The organism is Nostoc sp., assembly GCF_036917575.1.
GTDB lineage: Bacteria > Cyanobacteriota > Cyanobacteriia > Cyanobacteriales > Nostocaceae > Nostoc.
In genome coordinates, this window is the sequence record NZ_JBALDC010000050.1 from 403312 (window position 1) to 422657 (window position 19346).

The following is a 19346-nucleotide window of genomic DNA, read 5'->3' on the forward strand; positions in this document are numbered from 1 at the left end:
GGAGGCAGGAGGCAGGAGGCAGGAGGCAAAAGGGTTTTAGCCTCATTGATTCTTAACATAGTTGTGTTTTTTTCACCTACTTAGTTACAACATCCAAGAAAAAAGTTTGAAACTTCCTTTTGTGAACTCCAAGCTTCACTCTTAAGGCAAACTTTCGCCACAGTGTACTAGTCCAATCGTAGACTCTCGTAGGTGAGTTCTGCGTTTGCCCAGTTGGTTTCCGCCAGAAATTCCCTAAATGTGGTCAAAAGTCCAGGAAATTCCTGTTCTCGTAAATACTGGACATCGGCTTGATAACCTTGTTTGCGATACCACTGAATCAAATCGAATAGTTCCTTTTGCAGCAGGAGTAAGAAAATCCAGGCGGGTGTCTCTTTATGAATAACTTTCATCCCCTGCGCTTGGGAAAATGCTTCTGCCATCTGAAGAGGAGTCAACATATCGCCAGCTAACTCAATTTCTTGACCGATGTACTTAGTGGGATGTTTAATTACGTAGGCAGCAACGCGCCCCATGTCCTTGGTTGTAATTAGATGAAGGGGTCTATCTGGCTGAATGGAAAATGGGAAACTACCTTTGAGGATGGAAGGTCGCGTGTACTTCTTCCAAAACTCCTCCATAAACAAGCAAGCTCTCAACATAGTAGTCGGTAAGCCAGCTGCTTTGAGAATTTTCTCTACTTGGTACTTTTGCTCAATGCGGGGAATTCCTGAATTCCTGTCTACCCCACCTGCGGAATTGTAGACAAAGTGTTTGATGTCAGCAAGTTTTGCAACTTGTGCAACTCGCTTTGCCCTCTCCACCTCTAAGGGGTCAATTTTAGGAGAATCCGCAGAAGTAGCATGGCAGTAAACAGCCGAAATTCCTGCAAATGCTGCGATGAGAGAGGCTTCATCGTCGAGGTTAGCTTTTATCAGTTCAACTTTGGCATCGTTGAGCTTTGCAAGAGTTGGACGATTAAGATCAATTTCTCTCGTAATGACTCGCAGGTTGGTAACTCCCTGTTCGAGAAATCCCTTGACGACATTTCCACCTGTGCCGCCAGTAACTCCGATGAGTAATATTTTATCGGTGTTTGACTCTGTGCGATCGCGGAAATTTGACATTCTCTCTTCTACCTGGAGTTTTTTATTTAAATTAAGTTTATCCAAAGACAGGAGAAGCAAACAATAATTGAAAAAGAATTCAGAATTCAGCAGCAAAGCCAAAGACGCTCTGCTTCCGGTCAAAATCAATGAGTGAGGGATTCAGACCCGCTACTCAATTGAGGCTTTAGACCCAAGTTTTCGGTAAGTTAACCTCAGAAAAACTCTGACAGAAGCTAGATGCTTGTGTTTTGTTTTAACATTATGCTTTGTTTGTATTCGTTATCTCAAAAGGGTACATACAAACAGTGCTTGAGCAGCAACCTAATGTAGGCAGTACAACCTTATTTGAACAGTTGTGGGGTTTGACAAACGAACTTTACCAAAAACTAGAAGCTCGTTTTCAGTTACATCCAGACCCTTCTGTAGAAAATTTACAGCAATACAGTAGTCTTGATGGCAATATGAAGGGTTCGCTCACCGCTTTTTCTGGGAAAGAAATTGACTGGCTAGTGCATTCGTGGCTAGGAAACCCTGAAAAATCAAACTTTAGCACTATGCGCCTCACCACTTGGTTAAAGTCGCATATTCAGATTCCTCATTTGGCCTTTGAGTTTGGCACACTTCCAAATGGAAATATTTTCTTTTATATAGATTACATTGCCCGAACTGAACTTTTAACCGATTTGGCACATCTTGATCGCTACTATGAGCCAGTTAATCAAACATTCTTAAAGTTACAGTCAGATTCGCGGCTTGAGGTATTTACTAGCAAAAGTGTGTATATTCGCCTATTTCAATCGCCTGTTAGTCTTTGCTACACAGGTGCACCTACTCTTGAAACCCTGGAACTAACTCGCACACTTGCACGCGAAACACTTGATCGCTGGTTAACTTGGGTAGATGCAGCCGAACCTGTAACCGAAGATGCACGTGAGGCTTTAGCTGCTCGTGATTTAGCACTCCGGCGTATTAGTGCTGAACGCGATCCAGGTAATAAATTTGCCGCACAGATGTTTGGATCGGAATTGACAGATAGACTTGTACGATCGCTCTGGGGTGGCGATCGCATTCTCTAAATTTGTCATTGGTCATTTGTTATGACTCTCAATTTTCCATGTCCACTAATTTAGAATCGGACTGCGCTTTCCCATTGCAAGTTACCTGCAATGCAGTTAATCAAACAAGCGATCGCCAATTACACTTTTACCCCCCTAATACTATGCTGGAAAGAGAAGTAGACCGCAAATACTTTCTGTAAACACAGCAAACCACCATTGAGTGCTTAATAAACCTGGGGATGATTTGAATTTGGGAATGGAAATTTGGGGATTAGGAAGTAATAACAAATGACAAATGACCAATGACAAAACCAATAGAAGTCCGCAATCCCCGAACTGGTAAATTTGACTACGTAATTATTCCGCCGCCTCCAAGGCTGCTGGTACAACAATGTAAGCGGACGCGCAGGGCACAAGTTCGCTGGCAGCAGTTAGGTTTAGAAGGGAGAATTGAAGCTTTACAGCAGTGGAAGAATGCGATATTATCTGGACGCGATCGCCTCACGGAAGCTTTGGTAAATGATACAGGAAGATTGTCAACCTCGGTATTAGAAATAGATTCCTTCCTCTCCAGTATCGATCGCTGGTGTCGGTTAGCACCGGAAGTCCTGCAAGAATCTGCAAAAAATACAGCCATTCCCTTTATTGCCTTGCAACAAACATCCGTTCCTTATCCATTGGTTGGGGTAATTAGTCCGGGGAATTTTCCTCTATCACTGTCTACTGTTGATACTATTCCGGCATTGTTGGCAGGTTGTGCTGTGATTGTCAAACCCAGTGAAATTACTCCTCGCTTCGTAGCACCACTGATTACAGCACTCAACACGGTTCCCAAACTGCACGAGGTATTAACTTTTGTGGAAGGAGCAGGCGCAACTGGATCTGTTTTGATTGAAAATGTAGATTTGGTATGCTTTACAGGCAGTGTAGCCACAGGGATAAAAGTTGCACAGGCGGCTGCAAAACAATTTATTCCAGCTTTTTTGGAATTAGCAGGAAAAGATCCTGCGATCGTTTTAGAATCAGCCAACTTAGAATTAGCAACTTCAGCAATATTGTGGGCTTCCGTTGTCAACACCGGACAGTCATACTTCTCAATTGAGCGAATTTACGTTGCAGACTCCATATTTGAAAAGTTTTACCATCAACTAGTAGCCAAAGCACATCGCCTTAAGCTAGCCTATCCCACAGTCGAAAGTGGAGAAATTGGCCCGATTATCGCCGAAAAACAAGCAGCTATTATTAGCGATCATCTTCTAGATGCAGTTGAAAAAGGAGCAGTAATTCACTGCGGCGGTGTAATAGAAGATTTTGGAGGGGGTTGGTGGTGTCGTCCGACAGTGCTTACCCAAGTTAATCATTCCATGAAAGTCATGACCGAAACGACTTTTGGCCCGATTATGCCAGTCATGCCTTTTTCCACAGTAGGTGAAGCAGTATCTTTAGCCAATGACTCAATCTATGGATTAAGTGCTGCTATATTTGCCTCAGAAACAGAAGCTTTAGAAGTTGCTTACCAGATAGATGTAGGTGCTATTAGTATCAACGATGCTGGACTCACCGCCATCATGCATGAGGGAGAGAAAAACCCCTTCAAATTCTCCGGTTTGGGAGGATCGCGCATAGGTGCGGCGGCGCTAAAACGGTTCATGCGAAAAAAAGCTATTTTGATTAAAACTAACGCGACTAATGACCCTTGGTGGTTTGGGAATGAGGAGTGACCAATGGCAATCATCACTATGCAACTCATTACCCGCCGTTCGCAAAGCGTCTCGTAGAGAAGGCATCGCATTCTCATCCTGTTCAAAATATCTGTTTTACCAAAGGCGATCGCTTTTGCCACAGTTTCGTCCACGAGAACCAAAGCACCTGGAATAATTTTGATAGTTTTAGTTCAGAACACAAGTCTTTTCGTTCAGAACACAAGTCCATTCGTTCAGAACACAAGTCTGTTCTTAACAATTTGTTGTCTAGTATTAAGAAAATTTATTGGTCAGTTTCTACAATAGCGTTACACTCTATAACTGACTAAGCCTTTACGTAGATTCTATAGGACTCATATTTGATTGTGTGAAAAAACTCAGTACACCTTTATTCCTTTTTCCCAGTCCCCAGCCCCCAGTCCCTAGTCCCCAGTCTCTACGATTAATTCATGACAATCGAAAAGAAGTCTCTGAATTTCTGGCAGAAATTATTGAAGATGTGGCAATGGAACAAGCGATCGCTGAAGGTGAAACAACCAAACTAGTTAGCCGTGAATCCATCTTTCAACTTTTGGAGCCGAAAGCGTGAAAGTCGAATTTAGGAAAAGCTTTGAAAAAGCTCTTGAAAAAATTCAGGATAGCAATTTGCTAGCAAAAATAAAAGCTGTGATTGAAGAGAAATTGCTAAAACAGGAGTATAAAAAGAGATTCTCTTGCACAGAGGTTCCGCCAACGAAACCGATGAGGCGACAGCAACGGCTTGGATTGATCGGCAACTTGAAGCCTTGGACATTAACCTAACCACTACTACTTAGCATCTTGGAGTAGCAATGAAAGCATTTAAAGTCATGGCAAGATTAATGAGCAAGGACAGCTAACATTAGATTATCCTCTAATCACAGATAAAAACAGCCGCGTAGAAGTTATTGTTCTAATTCCAGAAGAAGAAATTCTAAACGATCAATCTCAAGCAGAAGTCTTAGCAGATTTCCGGCAAGCTTGGCACGAAGCCATGACTGGGCAAACTATCCCGGTGGCTCAACTTTGGGAAGGACTAGAAAATGACTGATCGGCGTTTGTATAGCTATGACTTCAGTCGTTAGGCTTTCATCTCAAATTTCAACTTAGTAAGGTACACGCATGGCCAAAGGTGACAAAATAAACTTTTCTACCCCTAGCGGGTTTCCAGAATTTCTGCCTAGCGAAAAGCGTCTAGAATTATATTTGTTAGATATCATCCGTAGAGTTTTTGAAAGCTATGGATTTACGCCCATCGAAACACCTGCTGTAGAACGTTTAGAAGTGCTACAAGCTAAAGGTAATCAAGGGGACAATATCATTTATGGAATTGATCCCATCTTGCCACCAAATCGACAAGCTGAGAGAGATAAATCAGGCGAAACTGGTTCAGAAGCAAGAGCTTTAAAGTTCGATCAAACAGTTCCTTTAGCGGCGTATATTGCCCGTCACTTGAATGAATTAACCTTTCCTTTTGCTCGTTATCAAACCGATATAGTTTTTCGGGGAGAACGGGCGAAAGATGGGCGTTTTCGTCAGTTCCGTCAGTGCGATATTGATGTAGTTGCTCGTCGTGAACTTAGCTTGCTTTATGATGCTCAGATGCCTGCAATTATCACGGAGATATTTGAAGCAATTCATATTGGTGATTTTCTGATTCGCATTAATAACCGAAAAGTTCTTACTGGTTTCTTTAAATCATTGGGAATTGCCGAAAATCAAATAAAATCGTGTATTGGTATTGTTGACACTCTAGAAAAAATTGGTGAAAGTAAAGTAAAACAAGATTTGGAAAAAGAAGGAATTTCAGCCGAACAGGCACAAAAAATTATTGAGTTTATCAAAATAGACGGTTCAGTTGATGAAGTCTTAGATAAGCTCAAGCACCTTGCTCAAAATCTGTCAGAAACCGAACAATTGAGCTTAGGAGTTACAGAATTAGAAACGGTAATTACTGGAGTGCGTAATCTTGGAGTTGCCGAAAACCGTTTCTGTATTGATTTATCCATTGCCCGTGGCCTTGATTACTATACCGGCACAGTTTACGAAACAACTCTATTAGGACATGAAGCTTTAGGTAGTATTTGTTCTGGTGGTAGATATGAAGAATTAGTCGGAGTATTTTTGGGTGAGAAAATGCCTGGTGTCGGCATTTCTATTGGCTTAACTCGTTTAATTAGTCGCTTGTTAAAAGCTGGAATTCTAAGTACCTTAGCTGCTACACCAGCCCAAGTGATGGTAGTGAATATGCAAGAAGATTTAATGCCCACTTATTTAAAAGTTTCTCAACATCTGCGTCAGACGGGAATTAATGTAATAACTAACTTTGATAAACGTCCATTGGGTAAACAATTTCAATTAGCAGACAAACAAGGAATTCAATTCTGTGTAATTATTGGTTCTGAAGAAGCAGCAGCGCAAAAATCTTCACTTAAAGATTTGAAAACAGGCGAGCAAGTAGAAGTATTACTAGAAAATTTGGCTGAAGAAGTTAAAAAAAGGCTTACCTAAAAGTTGATTTATAAAGTAGCGACTGTCTATTGCCATCTGCCTCATGTACCCTAATTATTTGGAAGTCCTTTATGAGTTTGTCGGATGTCCCTAATCTCTGGGTTCCTCTAGCACTTTTAGGTTTAATTGTTATAGCTGCTGTATTTTTCAGCCGCAGCAATTGATATTTAAAGCATTACAGTTGAGGTGGAGGTTCAGTTGTATGTTTGCTGTGGTTACACCTGATACAATTCATTTGCCCCCAGGCGCAGTAGTACGCCTACTCGTAAGTTGGCAAGATTATCAAGCACTCAATGAACAACTAAGCGATCGCTACACTATTGAAACCAAGAGCCGTTATTTCCCCAACATCAATGTGTTATAGGTAGTCACAGAGTCTTTAAAAATTACCTACGAGCGTAATACTAGCCCTGCTATTCGGGAATTACGGCGGAAATTGGCGAGTGAGAATTAAATATTTTGCGTTGGCGTAGCCAATCTTCATCAATGACGACTACTTGGTACGATAAAGTACAGAGTGTCACAACTTACTTTCAAGTAAATAGAAAAGGAATGCGTACATGGTAAAAGGGAGATTAGAAGCATTCAGCGATGGGGTGATTGCCATCATCATCACCATTATGGTACTGGAAATCAAAGTGCCGCATGGATTTAATTTAGCGGCGCTACGTCCGTTGATCCCGGTATTTCTTAGCTATGTGTTGAGTTTTATTTATATCGGCATCTACTGGAACAATCACCATCACCTACTACAAGCAGTCCGACACGTTAATGGCCGTATCCTTTGGGCTAATCTACATCTGCTGTTTTGGTTATCGCTAATTCCCTTTGTCACTGGCTGGATGGGCGAGAATCACTTTGCCCCCATACCAGTTGTCTTTTATGGTACGGTTTTGTTGTTAACTGCGATCGCTTACTTCATTCTTACTCAGACCCTAGTTTCTCACCACGGCAAGGATTCGCCTCTAGCGATCGCAGTCACTGGAAACTTTAAAGAAAAGATATCGGTGGTTTTTTATGCTGTGGCAATTCCACTTGCCTTTGTCAATTCATGGTTTGCCTGTGCATTATACGCTTTAGTTGCGGTCATGTGGCTCATCCCTGACCGTCGGATTGAGAAGACTCTCACTTCTTAAACGAATTACGAATCACTTACAAGTGCAATACCTAAACACAAAAAATATCAAAACTGCAAAACCAGTTGCGGCGAAAAACACACTACTAATTCCGCCAAAACCAAAGGCATAGCCCATCAATAAAGGCCCTAATGTTTGTCCTAATCCATAGAATGTCCCATTTACCGATATAATCGTCGCCAAATATTCTCTTGGTGCTAAATCTGCTAAAAGTGTTTGGATGCTAGGAAAATTAATACCAAGTCCAATCCCAAAAATTGTACACGGAATTAATAATAACCAGATATTTGACACAAAAGGAACTATTAACATCGCTAAAGCATAAAAAACATAAGATGCACTAATTAAATTTGTGGCGGTAAATCTTCTCGCTAATCTACCTAACTGGGAAGCTGTAATGGTAATTGCTAAAGAAACACTAGAAAGTAGCAATCCAATAATGGTGGGCGGCGCTTTGAAAGTATCGTTAATTAGCTGTGGTAAATATGTGACATAAGCGCCATAAAGGAAAACAAAGTTAGCAGCACTGGCAATAAAAAGTCCAAATAGCTGACGATTTTTCAGAACTTTTACGGCATTACTCAAATACTCTTTGAGATTGCGATCGCCTTTTGGTTCAGGATTCTTAAGTGCAAACAACACCAGTAACCCAAGAGGAATCGCTAATATGGGCAGCATAAAGGGGTAATACCAGCCCATTGTTGCTAATGCGCCACCAATTATTGGATAACTTGCTGTGCCAATGCTGCTAATACTGGCATTGTAACCCATCGCCGTAGTTCGTCTATCTCCTGTGTATAAATCGCCGATTAAGGTGATACTTAGAGAAAGCAAAGAAGCAACACCAATTCCTTGCAGCAAACGTAACCACAGTAATAAATTAAAATCACGGGCAAAGGCGCAAGCAGTACCAGCTATGCCAAATATAAATAGTGAAGGAACAATAATTCTCTTTCTGCCCCATCTATCGGCAAAAATACCAATAACTGGCCCTAAAATCAGAGATGGGAATGTAAATGCTGTAATCAGTAAACCCAAATTCTTCGGATTGATATTTAAGTCTTTAGCTAACTTCGGAAAAGCCGGAGTCACGCTAGAAACTCCGATAACAGCAATCAATACAACTGCACAAATAATCTGAAAGTTTAACTCTAAATAAATAGGTTTTTGGTCTTGAAAATGGTTACGTTCTTTTGGAGAATTCATGTTATTTACTATGTTTATCAAGCAAGACAATTAAGTTAATAGCAATTCTGTTTGAAGATGCACTTTATAAAATCCCCCTGCTGGCTCTCCTTGAAAAAGGGGGTAAAATATATTGCAGTTTCACAAAGAAACAGTATAAAGCTCAAAGTCATGTAAATCTAAGTATTCTTTCCAAGAATAAAAATACAATAGTTTGTAACTCAGTGAGGTATAGAACTTAGGTCTCAAAAGCAAATATACAGTCTGTTGGACTCTTGACTTTTGAAACTTCTAAGAAAAAGAAGTCAGAAGCTCCAGAGTTATCTGTAAAATGTGGTCTATCTCCAAGAATTCTCCTACAGGCCTACTAAATACAAAGTACTGAAATATTCAAACTAATAGAGACAGCTATCTCAGTAAAAGTAATCAAACAAGCAATGCAACATTTAGAAGGTTGTGGATAATTACCGATCAAAATAGTCATAATATGAGCTAATCTTGAAGTTTTCAGCATTCTCACCCTTATTCCAACAAATAAAAATATGTTATTTAAACGCTTGTAGTGTCATTTTTAACTAATTATGCCTACCCAGTCAGTTTTGGGTGTGGAAAAAAATTACAAATCAGTCATGAAGCTTCCGCGTTCCTTAACTGCTATTGAAACTTTTGGCTTTGGTTTGTCTGGCTTACTTTCATGGTTTACCTCTGCACCATTTATAACTTCTGGGCTAGGAATGCAAGCCTTGTTTGTGTGGATACCAGCAACGATTATAGGTGTAATGCTGTGCTTTCAGGTGCAAGCGTTGGGCAGGCAATGGCCGGATGTATCAGGAGGAACACCTAATTACACCAGCAGACTGCTGAAAAATTTTCCGTTTTTAGGACGCTACGCAGCACTAGGATATTTTGTTGGTTGGGTTTCATTTCCCATCAACGGCGTCATTCTTACAGAATTAATCAAAGTTCAGCTTGAACCTTGGGGCATTCATTGTCCAGAGATGCTGATGAAAATTGGCTTCACACTACTTCTATTCAGTATCGCGTTTAGTGGTACACGCGCTTTGGCGATTGTGCATTTGTGTTTTATTATTCCAGCAGTAGGATTAGTGCTTCTGTTTTCTGTTCAAGGCATAGGCTGGTTAGCGTTTTCGCCACAAAGTCCTGGTTTGTTTGCTGGCAGTTTGCCTAGTTTTTCGGCTGTTGAATGGCCGAAGTGGTTTTTCTTCGCCGTTTACGCTGTTTATAGTGTTGAAACAGGTGCGGCGTTTGTAGCGGATAGTCAAAAACCCCATCAAACTTTACGTTTATTATCAGTAGCTGGTTATTTGATCGCGATCATTTCTGTGTGTGGCTCTTGGGTGTTGATGCGTTTAGGTAGTAACCCAGAGTTAGAAGGCGATTTGTTCAAGACTTTTGTAGCAGCTTCACCTTTTTGGGGTCAAGCAGCTTCACTAATTGTGACGTTATTGATTTGCTCTAGTTGCCTTCTTGGTGCTGCTATCGGGGTAGCTAATACTCCTCGTATTTTGTACCAACTAGCTTTAGACGGGTATATGTCTCCAGTCTTTACAGTTGTTTCTCGTCAAGGGGTATTACAACCTAGTTTAATATTTGCTTTTATATTTAGTTTGTTTTATTTAATTTCGGGCGATCTTAATAATTTAGTGATAACTATCACTATTAGCTATTTGTTATGTATTATCACATTCCACTTTGGGCTATGGTTGAACCGCGGACAGCCTGGAATACGATGGCCTTGGTTATCCTTGGGCTTTTGTTTTGTGGAGCTAGTAGCTTTAGTAGTTGGTGGTTTAGCCTGGAGATGGCAAAATTTAGCTGCTGGGCTACTGTTACCTATGGTAGTTTTGGTAGCTGATGCGGCTATCAGGCGAATTCCTTTTGCACCTTTCGATGTGAGATGGTGGATACAACGCCGACAGTCATACAGTACCCAGATTAAAGATTTTGTCGGGTTTCAGGTAGGAATTTTAGTAGCATTAATTTCTAGTACTGCTACTATTACCTGGGTGATTAAGGAGCAGTTTGAAAAACTTCCTAGTGGTGCAGATAAAAATCTTTTTTTCATTCTGCTGATGGTAATCTCATTTATGGCAGTAGCGATCGCTTGCTGGACTACTTTACCACAAATTGCATCGATTGCCGAAGCCCGCGAAGTGGCTGAAAGTCGCTTCATTACTGCCTTAGATACTGTCCTAGATACAGTTTTAGTACTGGATGAAAATGGCGCAATCACTCAAGCTAACTCGGCTGCTGACGCATTATTTGGAATAAATGTCAATCAACTGCTGGGGCGTCATCTTGATGATTTTTTTCCGCAATTAGGCGATACCCCTGCTTTTTGGCAAAGTAGAAGTGAGCAAATATTAGAAAAATCCCCACAAGATAAACAAATTATTGAAACAACAATTTCACACAAAATCAATCACCAGTGCCAAGAATATATTGTTTTTTTACGGGATATTAGCGATCGCAAGCAAGTAGAAGAAGCATTACGCGATTCGGAAGCAACTTTGCGCCAGCAAGCGGCTGAACTGGAAAAAACTTTACAAGATTTACAGCACACCCAAGGACAGTTAATTCAAACTGAGAAAATGTCTAGCCTCGGTCAACTTGTTGCTGGTGTGGCACACGAAATCAATAACCCCGTTAATTTTATCCACGGGAACCTCACTCATATTGATAACTACACCCAGGATCTAATTAGTTTAATCGAGCTTTATCAAGATGTTTATCCAAATCCAGTACCAGATATTCAAAATTTGATCGCAGAAGTTGAACTTGATTTTCTGATAGAAGATATGCCCAAAACCCTTTCTTCGATGAGAGTCGGTACTGAGCGCATCTGCGAAATTGTGCTTACTTTACGTAACTTCTCTCGACTGGACGAAGCGGAGATGAAACCTGTCAACATTCATGAGGGAATAGATAGCACACTGTTAATTTTGCATAATCGTTTGAAGACAAAATCAGAACATCCTGCGATTGAGATTTACAAAGAGTATGGAGAATTACCAACAGTAGAATGTTATGCCGGACAATTGAACCAAGTATTTATGAACATTCTTAGTAATGCTATTGATGCCTTAGACAAGCACAACGATAAAAGAACAGTAGCAGAAATCAAAAACTACCCTAGTACGATTATCATTTGTACTAAAGTATTAAATCCTGATTGGATAACTATCTCTATTCAAGATAATGGCCCTGGAATCAGCGCAAGTGTAAAACAGAAGCTATTCGATCCTTTCTTCACCACAAAACCCGTGGGTAAAGGCACGGGTTTGGGATTATCTATTAGCTACCAAATTATAGTGGATAAACACGGTGGCAAGATAGAGTGTATTTCTGAGCCAGGACAAGGGGCAAAGTTTTGCATTGAAATCCCAATTAAATCAGTATATGTTGCCAAAATAAGCAACATTAGTACTCTTTAATCTAGTTTGTTAAGATAATAACTTTTTCTTTCAATAAAGAAAAATTGAGATCATTGATTGAAATAACTTTATTCCATTGTTGATTAATGAAATTTATTTTCAATCTGAAGTCTAAAATTCTCATGCAATCAAATTCCCAAAAATCATAACTATTTTTTCTTGCCAGGGCACAACAGGAATAACCTAAACCTTATAAACCACCCATTGAAGCTTCTTGTATTCTACAGGTGAGAACTTCTCTTTGAAGCTAAACAATCCACTTGTTTCCGAGCCACCTAAATTTAAATAGCGATATCCTGCTTTTTGCAGGAGCCGACAGCATTCCACAATCAAGTACTCCGAAAGGTTAGGAAACTCTTGATGCAGGGTGATACTAGCATAAAGCCCCACTGTATCATCACTTACAGGCTCCATAGCAAAGAAAGCCGCAGCCTTACCGCCAATCCGAATCAACCGTGAGAAGTACATTTTGCCGTTGTTGCCCAATGGCGGGTAATGAATAATGTTGTCGTAGTCTGAGGTCTGGGAAATGTGCAACTGCTTGATATCCAAATAATCAAAGAACTTATTGACGATATCATGTGCTTCAGCAGCATTCTCTTCGCCCAGAAACTCCGATGTGGTTTGCTCTCCAAACTTAGAGCAGAAGTAGCGATAGTTGGTCTTAAGACCACTGCGTTGATGTACCTTTAGCTTTTCCAAAACGGCATTGACATCGAGGATTTGTTCAGCAAAGGTATCATCTTCTTCCATAGCCTGGGCGTGCCAGGGATAGTCCTCGATTGGTGAAAAGCCAATGCCCAGAAGGCGATCGCGTTCTTCTGTGGTTAACTTTTTCACGAACACAGGAACGCCACTTAGCTCTAATAAATGCCGACATAGACGCTGTAAGCTCTGTGGATCGAATTCTCCCATCGGGTTAACAACATGGAAGTGCCAGTTACCTCCGAGTGAGAAGCGATTACCAATACCGATACCAGCCAGCATCCGACCATCAAAGTACTTCAGTCCGAGGCGATCTGGCCCGAGTCCATTAGCTGCTTGGCAGACATAATAAAAGCTGTTACCGTAAGTCTGTGTTTTGTCTAATAGGCGAAAATCTCGAAAAAGCTGTTGATCTTTGCCACTAATGTAGCTGACTCGACCGCCAAATCGTTTGATTGTCCGTTCAGCCAAGAGATGCTTTGCTTCTATTGTGCTGCTTTCTGTTGTTGGAATTTCTGCTTGTTCCCACATACAGAGAAACTGTTTGCGCTGTGCGTCAGCAAAGGCAAAATCTTGCACTAATAATACCTGAGCCGGAGAACCCCAAAGAATTGTGGCGACCTTATCGCCGTAGACACAAATAGTGGTGGGATTAAAGAAATGCTCTGGAATCCAACGATGTTGGGATTTGGAGTCTTTAAGGGTGAAAGCATCACCAAATCGGGTAAGTACTCGTGTTTCAATTCCTTGAGCTATTAGTTGACGCCAACGGGAAACAATGTTGTCTGGATCGGACTCCATAAAACGACGCTCATCGACACCACTGAAGTAAACTTCACCCCCTGTATTACCAAGGGTTTGGTGAATATCGTCAAGCACAGCTTGCACCACATTATTCCCTTCAAGGGTAGACATTACAGAAGGCCGATTTTCTAGTTCAGCTTTGATAGGTAATACTCCAGTCATGGGTAAAGTCTCCTTTTTTTTTAGTTAGTACGTTTCTTGAGTGAATAAATCACCCAACATGGATGCTCTAGTTCACTTACCCAGGTAAAGGGTTCGTTTCCTTGAGCAAGAGGTCGTTGCGCTTGAATGACCTCAAACCCCGCCTGCTCAAACGCAATTCGGTAGTCTCGATCTGTCCAGTAGTAGTCATATAAGACTATCTCTGTTCCCCGAATCGAGACTCGAACTTTTTCCCCTGACTGAAGGCTATGATTCTCTGGAAAATCATTTTGAAACGACAGCCAATCATGGGAGTAATATTCCTCTGAACAAGTTATGACGATCGCCATGCCATCATTTTTTAGTAGGCGATCGCATTCTTGGAGTGTTTCTATCATCTGAGAAATAGAGGAATATTCGAGCAAGACAAAACTTTGAAAAATCAGATTGAAGTTAGCATCTGCAAAAGGCAACGGCAATGCATCAATCAAATAGTATGTTCCGGTTGGATCGATTTGACGAGCTTGGGTTAACATTTCGGCATTGATATCAACACCGATCGCATTCCATCCCAAAGACTTGAGAAACCGAGTCGATCGCCCTGCTCCACACCCAAAATCTAGAGCTAGTAAACCGCAAGTAGGGTTTTGAATGAGTTGGGGAATATCGGCGAACGCAAGATAATATGTCCCTTCAATTCCTAAATTAGAATACTGTTTTGAAAATCTTTGGTATGCATGGGTCTGCTCGTGTGCAATTTTAATAACTGACACAAAAATATCTCCGAAATATTTGAAACTTAGCAATAGCTAGCAAATCTAGAATTTATATAGAGAGCACGTAACTTCTGTAGTCATTGAAATATTAAACGATAATACTAAAAAAGCATTGTAAAAAGTTAATCATTATTTATATTAACTAATGTATTATTAAGAACTATTGAAATTTTAGTTAGTAATACACTCAAATATTAAATATTTTGTAAATCTTTTGATATCTTTGAGAATAAGGCATTAAAGTAGCATCAATGCATAAAGGTATGTTAATAACCTGTTAATTGATTGTATAAGTTGTATATAAAGCAAGAATGTAAAGTATCTCTTGATATCAAGTCCGGCTAATTAGTTATAATTCCCTTTCTCTATGCAGAAAATCCAAAAACCCCTCTTCTCTGCACCTCTGCCCCTCTGCGGTCTTAATGATAAGTCTTTAACCGGACACGATATGAGATACTTCGCATTTATGTGCTTAAAAGACAGCTTCATGAAAGCAGTTTGCAAGTTAATGAACTACAGTTTTTAAACTCAAGAACCAGATATAAAGCAAATTTTATTTCTGGGTCTTGTAACTTCTGTTCGTCGTACTTTCTGCATAGAGAAAGGGAATTATAACTGATCAGCCGGACGCGATATTAATACAAACTTTTTCAGCCCACATTTAGCAATTCGTTTTCATCGTCAGGTAGCACGGGCGTGTTCTCCTATTTGGACAAATATAAAACCGACAAGTTTTGCAACTGACAAATTATATGTTTGATTTAGAGATGACTGTGATTCCTTTAATTGGTCTGAAGTTCTAAAAATGGATAGTCGGTGTATCCTGTGGCGTCAGAGGCATAAAATGTTTTTGGATCTGGGGTGTTCAAATGTGCGTTAAGTTCTAAGCGTTTTGGTAAGTCAGGATTAGCAAGATATAACTTGCCAAAAGAAACTAAATCTGCATTGCCACTAGTAAGAATACTATCTCCTGTTGGGCGATCGTAGCCACCATTGGTAATCAAAGTACCTTGGAATACTTGGCGGAAGTAGGGTGTAACAGGGTTCATGACTTCGCGGGTTTTTAAATCGACTTCGTTCGGTTCCATCAGGTGAAGATAGGCAAGTCCAAAGGGGTTAAGAGCATTGATCGCATAACCAAAAGTTTCTTGAGGGTTGGAGTCATACATTCCATAAAAAGTGTTACTTGGCGAAAGTTTGATACCAACCCGATTTGCACCCCAAACGCTAGCGACTGCTTCCACAACTTCTAAGAGGAATCGGCTACGTTTTTCTACGGAACCGCCATACTCATCTGTACGCTGGTTCGAGCCATCTTGGAGGAATTGGTCGATTAAATAGCCAAATGCACCGTGAAGTTCAATCCCATCAAAACCAGCCGTCAAAGCATTTTCGGCACCTTTGCGGAATTGCTCAACAATCTCAGAAATTTCTACACTCTCTAAAGCACGGGGAGTTTCTAACGATACTTTACCTATGGGTGTGTGGAGTGAGCCAATCCCAGCGATCGCACTAGGAGCAACTGGCAACTTCCCACTGAGTAAAGCTGAGTGAGAAACTCTCCCAGAATGCCAAAGTTGCAAAAAAATTCTACCCCCTTGTTCATGTACTGCATTAGTTATCAACCGCCATCCTGCGACTTGTTCTTCTAAGTAAATTCCAGGGCAGTTAGTGTATCCTAAACTAAGAGGTGAAACCATTGTACATTCGGTAACGATCAGCCCAGCACTAGCGCGTTGGGTGTAGTAAGTTGCCATTAGCGAGTTGGGTATGCTTGCAATTGCTCGTAAACGCGTCATCGGTGCCATTACGATCCGGTTTGGTAGGGTGTAAGGGCCGATCTGAACTGGTGTGAAAAGATTGATATTGGAATTCATCGCTTAAATTTCTATTACGAGGTTGTACATTACTGGCTGAGGTTTTGAAACTTTCCTCACGCGATCCCACCGTTGACACGAATGTTTTGTCCAGTGATCCACCTGGCTTCATCGCTAGCGAGAAATGCTACGACATCGGCGATTTCTTGCACATCTCCGAGTTTATTAAAAGCAGCCATTTGGGCTAAACGATCTATCTGTTCTTGTGTTTTACCTTCTCGGAATAGTTCTGTATCGGTGGGGCCAGGAGAAATAACATTAACTGCGATCGCCTTTGCACCCAATTCTTTAGCTAGTACCCGCGTAATTTGTTCAACAGCACCCTTAGTTCCTACATAGGCACTATAAGTTGGCAACATCATCACCGTAGTTGATGAGGAAAAGTTGATAATCCGTCCCCCTTCTGCCATGTGTTGCACGGCTTGTTGGCAAGCAAAATAAGTGCCTTTAACATTGATGGCAAAAATCGCGTCGAAATCTTCTTCTGTGACCTCAGTAATTGGTTTATAGAAAGCAATTCCGGCATTGTTGACCAAAATATCGATTTTACCGAAGCGTTCCAGAGTTTGCTCAAATAACCTTTGGATGTCAGGCACTTTGCTAATATCAGCTTGGATAGCAACTGCCTTTACTCCCAACTTTTCAATTTCTGCAACAACTTCTTCTGCTTTGCCTGCATTACCTGCATAGTTGACGACAATAGATGCGCCGTTACCAGCTAATTTTAGTGCGATCGCTCGTCCAATTCCCCGCGATGCACCAGTGATAATTGCAACCTTACCGGCTATTGATGCCATAGATTAATTGAGTTTTATTTTGGTTCACTAAAGTGATTATCTGCTCTTAGAGTACTGTTCCAAGGTTAAATTTAGCGATCGCTGCTAAAACTGTAGACTTCATTCCAGCCAAAATCCCGCCAGCGAATTTAAGTAACTCTCAGGCGGGAGAAATGAAAATACTTTGCAAGAGGTGAAGATACACGCGCTCTTGGGTGAAGATTGGTAGGAGACAAGATTGAGACTTCTCTTCTACTTTCTTAATTAAAATTCTGGAACGATCGCAACACCATCCCTAACATTAAGCAACCCTGAAATAATAACTTTATCTTCTGGCTGTAATCCTTCAATAACTTGGTAATTATTACCTTTGATCTCGCCTAGCTTCACTCGCCTTTGCCGAGCTATTTGTTGGGATACACCTTGGGGAGATATTTCTGTTTCAACTACATAAACAAAAGTGTCTCCACTTACACGAGTCATTGCTGTTGTAGGAATTAAAACTCCGGGGCGCTGATTCCAGAACACTCTAGTCCTGACCAATTGATCTGCACGTAGCTGACCGTTAGTGTTGTCAAAAAGTGCTTTAATCAATATCGTTTGTGTTTCATTGCTGGCATTAGGTGCAATAAAAAATATTCTACTTCTACCAAGCTTTTGCCCTTGTGTGTTCATCAACTCTACTGGCATACCTTTACGCAATTGAGGCCCTTGCTGTAGTGGTACAGAGATATTCACTTCTAAAGGTCGATTTTGCTTGATATTAACTAATGGTGTAGAAGTATTAACTAAATCACCGACTTTCACTGGGATGTTGCCAACTGTGCCACTAAAGGGAGCGGTAATTTTGTCAGACTGGGGCTGTTGTGTTTGAGTATTTACATTAGATTGCTGCAAGGATTTTTCAGCCTGCAAAATGGTGGCTCGTTGTGCTTGAATCCTGGAATCAATTGCATCCAAACTAGTCTTAGCATTGGCAAGCCGATTAGCAAACAGATTGCTAGTCTGTCGAGACACGGCTCCTTGTTCAGCTAGGCTGACAAACTTATCATAGTTCTGCTGGTACAATTGCACATTTGCAACGTAGGATGGTCGTTCTGCTTCTAAAGATTTGAGTGTAGCGCGGGCATTTGCCAGTTGCACGAAAAATGCTTGAGGCACAGTATTATTCCTAGCGATCGCAGCCTGTGGTGTAGGATCTACTTGGAGAATTGCAGCTCCTTCGACGATTGGATCTCCCGATTTGACAAGTATCTGGGTAACTTGACCCAGAATTTTCGGCTGGAGCGTGACTGAGCGTAGGGATTGTAGACTAGCAATAAAATCTGAACTTTCCTCAATGATGCCGCTTTGTACTGTTGATATTTTGACTCTTACCCCTTGAGGTTGAGCATTAGCATTTGAAGGTGCTGAATTTTGCGGAGTGAGTAAACGCCAAACTAAAGTTCCTCCGCCCCCTAAAAATAGGAGTGCGGCTAAACTTAACCAAAGCCACCGCCGTTTTCCAGAAGGTGGCTCAAATGACGTTTGTGGAGTTTTTTCTCCAAAATCAGTTTGAGGCTCAGGGGATGTCATGGCTTTTGAGGAACTTAAAGAACAAATTAACTATAATTCAATCAAAATTTCATCTGTTGCTCTGGAAATTACTGATTTAGCATGAGGTTTTGTAGCAAATTATGTGTTATCTCATTCAAATATACAATTTTGATGATTCTGTCTAAATCTACCGAAAGGTGAATCCGCTCTTTAAATTTTTGACTTCAACTGTATCCTTCAAAAGTCGGGGATCTTTTTATTCCTAACTACTGCCCGAATTACTATGGATGAATTGAAATAATTTTATCCGAATTACTGTTATCTAAGTATAAATCAAGACTAATAAGTTGCTTATTTTAGATATTGAAATTCAAACTAGCTACCACAGTCAAATAGTTAGACCGCTTCTTAAAAATCGAGAGTCAATCTTTAACAGAACTTTTATTTGCACTCATTCGAGTGCAAATACGAATTCAATCATCGTGACAAAGATTTGTTTCAATTATTGTTTAAATTACTTGAAAATAAACCGTCGTTGTATCTCAAGCGACGGTTTATTCAATAATTCTTCGGTTCT

The 19346-nt window shown here is 40.7% G+C and carries 17 protein-coding genes; 10 read left to right on the forward strand and 7 right to left on the reverse strand.

Annotation, left to right across the window (positions count from 1 at the left end):
• Positions 1–167 precede the first annotated feature (167 nt).
• Entirely contained in the window at positions 168–1106 is a 939-nt protein-coding gene (locus V7K79_RS15140; RefSeq protein ID WP_335048816.1) for an NmrA family NAD(P)-binding protein, read from the reverse strand.
• A gap of 287 nt (positions 1107–1393) precedes the next feature.
• On the opposite strand from V7K79_RS15140, the gene V7K79_RS15145 reads away from it, so the two are divergent.
• The 9 genes from V7K79_RS15145 (at position 1394) to V7K79_RS15180 (ending at position 7514) form a co-directional block, all read left to right on the forward strand.
• A complete protein-coding gene (locus V7K79_RS15145; RefSeq protein WP_335048817.1) occupies positions 1394–2164 on the forward strand; it encodes a red chlorophyll catabolite reductase in 771 nt (256 codons plus the stop codon).
• Positions 2165–2448: 284 nt separating this feature from the next.
• Complete coding sequence (locus V7K79_RS15150) at positions 2449–3867, forward strand: aldehyde dehydrogenase family protein (RefSeq protein ID WP_335048818.1); 1419 nt, start codon at positions 2449–2451, stop codon at positions 3865–3867.
• Positions 3857–4024, forward strand: coding sequence for a hypothetical protein (locus tag V7K79_RS15155; RefSeq protein ID WP_335048819.1), 168 nt, complete (start codon positions 3857–3859; stop codon positions 4022–4024). Before V7K79_RS15150 ends, V7K79_RS15155 begins: the two co-directional genes overlap by 11 nt.
• Before the next feature lie 192 nt (positions 4025–4216).
• Positions 4217–4438: a hypothetical protein gene (locus V7K79_RS15160; protein WP_335048820.1), complete on the forward strand. Its 222-nt coding sequence runs from the start codon at positions 4217–4219 to the stop codon at positions 4436–4438.
• A complete protein-coding gene (locus V7K79_RS15165; protein ID WP_335048821.1) occupies positions 4435–4650 on the forward strand; it encodes a hypothetical protein in 216 nt (71 codons plus the stop codon). Before V7K79_RS15160 ends, V7K79_RS15165 begins: the two co-directional genes overlap by 4 nt.
• A 94-nt stretch (positions 4651–4744) precedes the next feature.
• The gene (locus tag V7K79_RS30020) at positions 4745–4918 is read left to right on the forward strand and encodes a type II toxin-antitoxin system RelN family antitoxin (protein ID WP_442938944.1); all 174 of its coding nucleotides are present in this window, start codon (positions 4745–4747) and stop codon (positions 4916–4918) included.
• A gap of 71 nt (positions 4919–4989) precedes the next feature.
• Entirely contained in the window at positions 4990–6378 is a 1389-nt protein-coding gene (hisS, locus tag V7K79_RS15170) for a histidine--tRNA ligase (RefSeq protein WP_335048822.1), read from the forward strand.
• A gap of 202 nt (positions 6379–6580) precedes the next feature.
• The gene (locus V7K79_RS15175; protein WP_335048823.1) at positions 6581–6742 is read left to right on the forward strand and encodes a hypothetical protein; all 162 of its coding nucleotides are present in this window, start codon (positions 6581–6583) and stop codon (positions 6740–6742) included.
• A 196-nt stretch (positions 6743–6938) separates the two neighbouring features.
• Entirely contained in the window at positions 6939–7514 is a 576-nt protein-coding gene (locus V7K79_RS15180) for a TMEM175 family protein (protein ID WP_335048824.1), read from the forward strand.
• Between the two features lie 12 nt (positions 7515–7526).
• Here V7K79_RS15180 and V7K79_RS15185 read toward each other — a convergent pair whose 3' ends face one another.
• Positions 7527–8720, reverse strand: coding sequence for an MFS transporter (locus V7K79_RS15185; RefSeq protein WP_335048825.1), 1194 nt, complete (start codon positions 8718–8720; stop codon positions 7527–7529).
• 560 nt (positions 8721–9280) lie between these two features.
• Here V7K79_RS15185 and V7K79_RS15190 point away from each other — a divergent pair.
• The gene (locus tag V7K79_RS15190; protein ID WP_335048826.1) at positions 9281–12154 is read left to right on the forward strand and encodes an ATP-binding protein; all 2874 of its coding nucleotides are present in this window, start codon (positions 9281–9283) and stop codon (positions 12152–12154) included.
• Positions 12155–12337: 183 nt separating this feature from the next.
• Here the strand turns inward: V7K79_RS15190 and V7K79_RS15195 are convergent, their stop codons facing one another.
• The 5 genes from V7K79_RS15195 to V7K79_RS15215 all read right to left on the reverse strand — a co-directional run bounded on the left by V7K79_RS15195 (position 12338) and on the right by V7K79_RS15215 (position 18808).
• Positions 12338–13825 (reverse strand): hypothetical protein, encoded by a 1488-nt coding sequence (locus V7K79_RS15195; RefSeq protein ID WP_335048827.1) that lies wholly within the window; start codon positions 13823–13825, stop codon positions 12338–12340.
• A gap of 20 nt (positions 13826–13845) precedes the next feature.
• Positions 13846–14577 (reverse strand): class I SAM-dependent methyltransferase, encoded by a 732-nt coding sequence (locus V7K79_RS15200; protein WP_335048828.1) that lies wholly within the window; start codon positions 14575–14577, stop codon positions 13846–13848.
• A gap of 785 nt (positions 14578–15362) precedes the next feature.
• The gene (locus V7K79_RS15205) at positions 15363–16457 is read right to left on the reverse strand and encodes an alkene reductase (protein WP_335048829.1); all 1095 of its coding nucleotides are present in this window, start codon (positions 16455–16457) and stop codon (positions 15363–15365) included.
• Between the two features lie 56 nt (positions 16458–16513).
• The gene (locus tag V7K79_RS15210) at positions 16514–17254 is read right to left on the reverse strand and encodes an SDR family oxidoreductase (RefSeq protein WP_335048830.1); all 741 of its coding nucleotides are present in this window, start codon (positions 17252–17254) and stop codon (positions 16514–16516) included.
• Between the two features lie 243 nt (positions 17255–17497).
• Positions 17498–18808, reverse strand: coding sequence for an efflux RND transporter periplasmic adaptor subunit (locus tag V7K79_RS15215; protein WP_335048831.1), 1311 nt, complete (start codon positions 18806–18808; stop codon positions 17498–17500).
• Positions 18809–19346: the final 538 nt, after the last annotated feature.